The organism is Mesorhizobium sp. M7A.F.Ca.AU.002.02.1.1 (assembly GCF_003998535.1).
Lineage (GTDB): Bacteria > Pseudomonadota > Alphaproteobacteria > Rhizobiales > Rhizobiaceae > Mesorhizobium > Mesorhizobium ciceri.
In genome coordinates this window covers 1-5,086 of record NZ_RZPB01000452.1, presented here as the reverse complement: position 1 = coordinate 5,086, position 5,086 = coordinate 1, and the positions used below count along the sequence as shown (strand labels likewise).

Sequence of the window (5,086 nt, the reverse complement as noted above, 5' to 3'; positions counted from 1 at the left end):
CGGCCCCTTCGCCCGCCGCCGGTCCAGAGCCCGCCGATCCGACCGACGCCGCCATGACCAGAACACGTCGACAGCTCGACCTGATCGACCAGATGCTTGGAGCCGCCCCTAAATGACCACCAGCCTCGGCTCGGCCTTGCCAGGATTTGCCTCCACGCGCGCGACGTCGGAGCAGCCTGCCGCGAACGGCAGAAACGATGACGCCGGCTTCGGCAAAATGCTGCGCGACGATGCCCGCCCGGAACGGCAGGCGTCGACAGAGGCGGGATCGCGCGACCGGCGCTGGAGCAAGCTCGCTGCCGGCCTCGCCGGGCATGGCGCCAAGGTCGAACCGGCATCGGCCGAGCCCGGAAGGACCACCTCGGCCAAAGGCGCAAGCGTGAAAACCGGCAAGGACGATTTGGAAGCAAAGGCGCACAAGGCCGACGCCGAACAGACGGCGTCGGATACCGCGCCGCTTCAGGACGACCTGCCGCTGCTGATCGCGTTTCATGACCTGCGGCATTTCTCGACAGCGGCCAAGGCAGCGGGGGGCAATGCGGCCACCGGCGAGAATCCGTCGGACCCGGCGCTCGGCGGACAGGCTGCACTGCCAAAGACCTACCGCTCAAAATCGTCGGGCGGACGCGAAGCACTCGAAACCATGTCGAAGCCGGAGCAGGCGTCGATCGTCGACGGACCTTTGACGGCGCTTGACGGTCAGTCGCCGAGCGCTGCCTCCAGCGCGCCAAAACGCGACGTCACAGCGGCGGCTCAGAAGCTGTCGGACGCGCCGGCTGTCGATGTGCCCGGCGTGCCGTCGAAGCCCACCACGAATGCGATGAGGAGCATCGAGGATGTGCGGTCCTCGATGCGTCCCGAAGCGGGAAAACAGTCCCTGTCCGCCGCGCGCATCGACGTGGTGTCGGAACGGAGCTTCCCCGCGCCGCCGCAGGGTCCCATCAGCCAGGCGGCCCTCAATGTGATCAACGCCATAGCCGCCGACGCCGGGCCGCAAAAGGCGCTTTCAGCCTCACCCACGACCACCCATCTGGCCAGCTCTGTTGCCGTTCCGACACATGTGTTGAAGATCGAACTTCACCCTGCCGAACTCGGCATGGTGACGGCCAATCTTCGCCTCTCCGGGGAACAACTTTCGATTGAGCTGAAGCCTGAAACACACGATGCCTATCGTCGGCTGTCCGCCGACAGCGAGGCCATCGTCAAGTCGCTGCGAGGGCTCGGCTTCGAGGTTGACAAGGTCACGATACTGCAACCTTCGGTAGCAGTTCCCGCTACAACCCGGACGGATGCAACCGCTCCGTTGGCGGCGGCAACAGGCCGCGATCCAGCATCCTTTCAACCGGGGAATTCGGGCGGCGGCAATGGTGGAGCCGGCGGCCAGCAACCGGGTCAGCAATCCTCAAGGAACCGCAACGATGACGCGCAGGACTACGGCCGCGGCACTTCGCCTTCTCGCGAGCGCGCTGGCGGCGATATCTTTATCTAGCGCGGTAACAGCTGCCGCAGCCACGACCAACCCTTGCGAGCCGGAAATCCTGCGCGCCGCCGACCGCTATGGCGTTCCCGCCGGCATCCTTTATGCCGTTGGCCTGACGGAGACCGGCAACAAGGGCAGCCTTCAACCCAACGCTTTGAATATAGAGGGAAAAGCAGTCTTTCCCAGAAGCCGGCCCGAGGCCCTTGCCGCCTTCGCCAATGCCCGGCGCGAGGGCAAGACCCTGATCGATCTGGGCTGCATGCAGATCAACCACCACTACCACGCATCGCATTTTCGCAGCGTCGAGGACATGCTCGACCCACGTCAGAATGTCGACTATGCGGCGCGCTTCCTGGCCAGCCTTCATGCCCGTCACGAGACCTGGTCGATGGCCGTGGCCCGCTATCATGCCGGCCCCGACAATGACCCGGCGCAGAAGATCTATGTCTGCCGTGTCATTGCCAACATGGTCGCCACCGGCTTTGGAAAATGGACCGCGAACGCCCGCGGATTCTGCAACCCATAAGCGCATTTTCCATTACTAATAGACCTAACACACAACCCCGAATTGTTGTTCTGGCCTGGCCAAAACTTGGCGCCGAATGCGTATCTGGCTGCACGCTAATGCAACCGATACGATTCCAGACTCCCAAGAAACTAGCTACAAGAAATGACGGTTGTTCAGGATTCTCGCCAGCGGATAGGCCTCTCTTCACGGGGCAAATGATTCGATTCGGAAGGCGGGGCCGATGATTGTGATCGTTGACGAGCGCGAGCTCGTAACAGAGGGATACAATTCACTTTTCGATCGTGAGGGCATCGCCTGTGCAGGCTTTGCATCCGGCGAATTCGGTGAGTGGGTGAATTCGGCCGCCGACACCGATCTGCGCTCGGTCAGGGCCTTCCTCATCGGCGATTGCCGCGAAGGTTCCATCTCTCCGCGCCAGATCCGCGACCGCACCGGCGCCCCGGTGATTGCGCTGAGCGAACAGCATTCGCTGGAGAACACGCTGCGGTTGTTCGAGAGCGGCGTCGATGACGTCATTCGCAAGCCCGTCCATATTCGTGAGATCCTGGCCCGCATCACCGCGATCCGCCGCCGCGCCCAGGAAGACGTCGCCTACACCGAGATCGGCGCCATGCGCATCTTCATGGACGGCCGCGACCCCGAGATCGACGGTCAGCCCCTCCCCCTGCCGCGCCGCGAGCGCCGCATCCTCGAATATCTGGCGAGCAATCGCGGACGCCGGGTCACCAAGACCCAGGTCTTCAACGCCATCTACGGCATCTTCGACGAAGAGGTCGAGGAGAACGTGGTGGAAAGCCACATCAGCAAACTGCGCAAGAAGCTGCGCGAGAAGCTGGGCACCGACCCGATCGATTCCAAGCGTTTCCTCGGCTACCGGCTCGTCTTCTGATGCAGCGCCGCGCCAGCCTCGCGCAAGAAAACATGCGTAGCCTCGCAGCCAGCAGCATGGACACAGCGGAGACGTTTCGATGAGCCTCTATGGAATGATGCGGACCGGCGTTTCCGGCATGAACGCGCAGGCAAACCGCCTGTCGACGGTCGCCGACAACATCGCCAATTCAGATACCACGGGTTACAAGCGGTCCTCCGCCGAATTTTCGACGCTGGTCATGCCGTCGACCGGCGGCGCCTACAATTCCGGCGGCGTCACCACGACGATCCGTCAGGCGGTCAGCGATCCGGGCGTGCTTCAGTACACGACCTCGGTTTCCGACCTTGCCGTCAGCGGCGATGGCTTCTTTGTCGTTCAGGATCCGAGCGGTACCCCCTATCTGACCCGAGCCGGCGCTTTCGTTCCCGACGGTCAGGGCAGGCTTGTCAACTCGGCCGGCTTCCAGCTGATGGCCTACAGTTACGAGAACGGCGTACCGGCAGCGACGGTCAACGGCTTCGAGGGATTGGTCCCGGTTGTCATCTCCGACCAGGGCATGACCGCAACGCCGAGCACCGAGGGCAGCTTTGCCGGCAACCTGCCGGCGGGTGCGACCCCGGTCGCGACCGCCAACCTGCCCGCCGCCAACGCTGCGACCGCGCAATACACGTCGAAATCCTCCATGGTCGCCTACGACAATCTCGGCAACAAGAAGCTGCTCGACGTCTACTTCACCAACACCGGCGCCGGCACCTGGCAGGTGGCGGTCTTCGATCAGTCGAAGGCCACCGCTGGAACATCGTTCCCCTACACCGCCGGCGGCTTGCTGGGCTCGGCCAACCTGACCTTCGACACCACCACCGGCAAGCTCACCGGCACGCCCACCAACGTTTCATTTACCGTGCCGAACGGCGCCACCCTCAATCTCGATCTGTCGGCGCTGACCCAGCTTGGCACCGGCTTCACGGTTTCCGACGCCCAGGTCAACGGCAACGCACCGAGCACCATCGACAAGGTCCAGATCAGCAAGGACGGCACCATCTACGCCCAGTACAAGGACGGCTCGACCAAGCCGCTCTACAAGATCCCGCTGGCCGACGTACAGAGCCCGGACCAGCTCAAGGCGCTGCCTGGCAACGTCTATTCGCAGGGCACCGAGTCCGGCGCGGTTCGTGTCGGCTTTGCCAATGAAGGCAAGCTCGGCTCCATCATCTCCGGCGCGCTCGAGAATTCCAACGTCGATATCGCCGAAGAACTGACCAACATGATCGCGGCACAGCGCAGCTACACCGCCAATTCGAAAGTCTTCCAGACCGGTTCCGATCTGATGGACGTCCTTGTCAACCTGAAGAGATAAGACGGGCGTCGCCCGCGAAAGACCCGCATGTCACTGTCTACCGCATTGAGTATCGCCCAGTCGGCGCTTATGAACACCGCGCGACAGACCAGCGTTGTCTCGCGCAATGTCGCCGACGCCTCCAACCCGGACTATTCGCGGCGCCAGGCCGTCGTCACCAGCACGGCGCCGGGTGCGCGCTCGGTCGATATCCAGCGCGCAGCCAACGAGCTTCTGTTTCGCCAGAATCTCGCCGCGCTATCGGCCTGGAGCGGCCAGAACGCTCTCTACAACGGCATGGATCAGTTGGGTGTTGCGGTCAATGGCGTCGACAATGCGTCCTCGCCCTCGACTGCGATCGCCAACCTGCAGCAGGCGCTGCAGCTCTACGCCACCTCGCCGTCGAATCAGAACCTCGGCGCCTCCGTCATCGACGCCGCCAAACAGGTCGTGCGCTCGCTCAATGAGGGCTCCAAGGCAGTCCAGGATTTCCGCACCCAGACCGACGGTCAGATTGCCACCGCCGTCGACGACCTGAACTCGCTGCTCGGCCAATTCCAGGATGCCAACACGGCCGTCATGTCCGGAACCCGTTCCGGCACCGACGTTTCCGATGCGCTCGACCAGCGCGATGCGCTTTTGAAGAAGATTTCGAACTATGTCCCGGTGTCGACCTTCACGCGAGGCGACAATGACATGGTCATCACCACCGGCGACGGCACGACCTTGTTCGAGACGATACCGCGCACGGTCACCTTCGCGGCGTCGGCAGGCTATACCGCGGGTGCCGCCGGCAATGCCGTCTACATCGACAATGTGCCGATCTCGGCGGGAGCTGGTGGCAACACCAGCGCCAGCGGCACGCTTGCC

The 5,086-nt window shown here is 63.3% G+C and carries 5 protein-coding genes; all 5 read left to right on the top strand.

The annotated features are described in order from the left end of the window. Positions 1-112: 112 nt before the first annotated feature. Positions 113-1,489 carry a flagellar hook-length control protein FliK gene (locus EN879_RS23810; protein ID WP_063168923.1) on the top strand — a complete coding sequence of 459 codons (1,377 nt, stop codon included), beginning with the start codon at positions 113-115 and terminating at the stop codon, positions 1,487-1,489. Next, entirely contained in the window at positions 1,419-2,006 is a 588-nt protein-coding gene (locus EN879_RS23805) for a transglycosylase SLT domain-containing protein (RefSeq protein WP_063168924.1), read from the top strand. The genes EN879_RS23810 and EN879_RS23805 overlap by 71 nt, the downstream gene beginning before the upstream one ends. Positions 2,007-2,229: 223 nt before the next feature. Then, positions 2,230-2,898 carry a response regulator transcription factor gene (locus tag EN879_RS23800; RefSeq protein WP_013529780.1) on the top strand — a complete coding sequence of 223 codons (669 nt, stop codon included), beginning with the start codon at positions 2,230-2,232 and terminating at the stop codon, positions 2,896-2,898. A 79-nt stretch (positions 2,899-2,977) separates the two neighbouring features. Beyond that, on the top strand, positions 2,978-4,237 hold the full coding sequence (locus EN879_RS23795; RefSeq protein WP_013529779.1) for a flagellar hook protein FlgE: 1,260 nt from the start codon (positions 2,978-2,980) through the stop codon (positions 4,235-4,237). A gap of 27 nt (positions 4,238-4,264) precedes the next feature. Next, the coding region (gene flgK / locus EN879_RS23790) for a flagellar hook-associated protein FlgK (protein ID WP_127274282.1) at positions 4,265-5,086 on the top strand (822 nt) is incomplete at its 3' end.

Coding starts and splice junctions, on each gene's coding strand:
- EN879_RS23810 (WP_063168923.1), top strand. CDS start 113: ATGACCACCAGCCTCGGCTCGGCCTTGCCAGGATTTGCCTCCACGCGC.
- EN879_RS23805 (WP_063168924.1), top strand. CDS start 1,419: ATGACGCGCAGGACTACGGCCGCGGCACTTCGCCTTCTCGCGAGCGCG.
- EN879_RS23800 (WP_013529780.1), top strand. CDS start 2,230: ATGATTGTGATCGTTGACGAGCGCGAGCTCGTAACAGAGGGATACAAT.
- EN879_RS23795 (WP_013529779.1), top strand. CDS start 2,978: ATGAGCCTCTATGGAATGATGCGGACCGGCGTTTCCGGCATGAACGCG.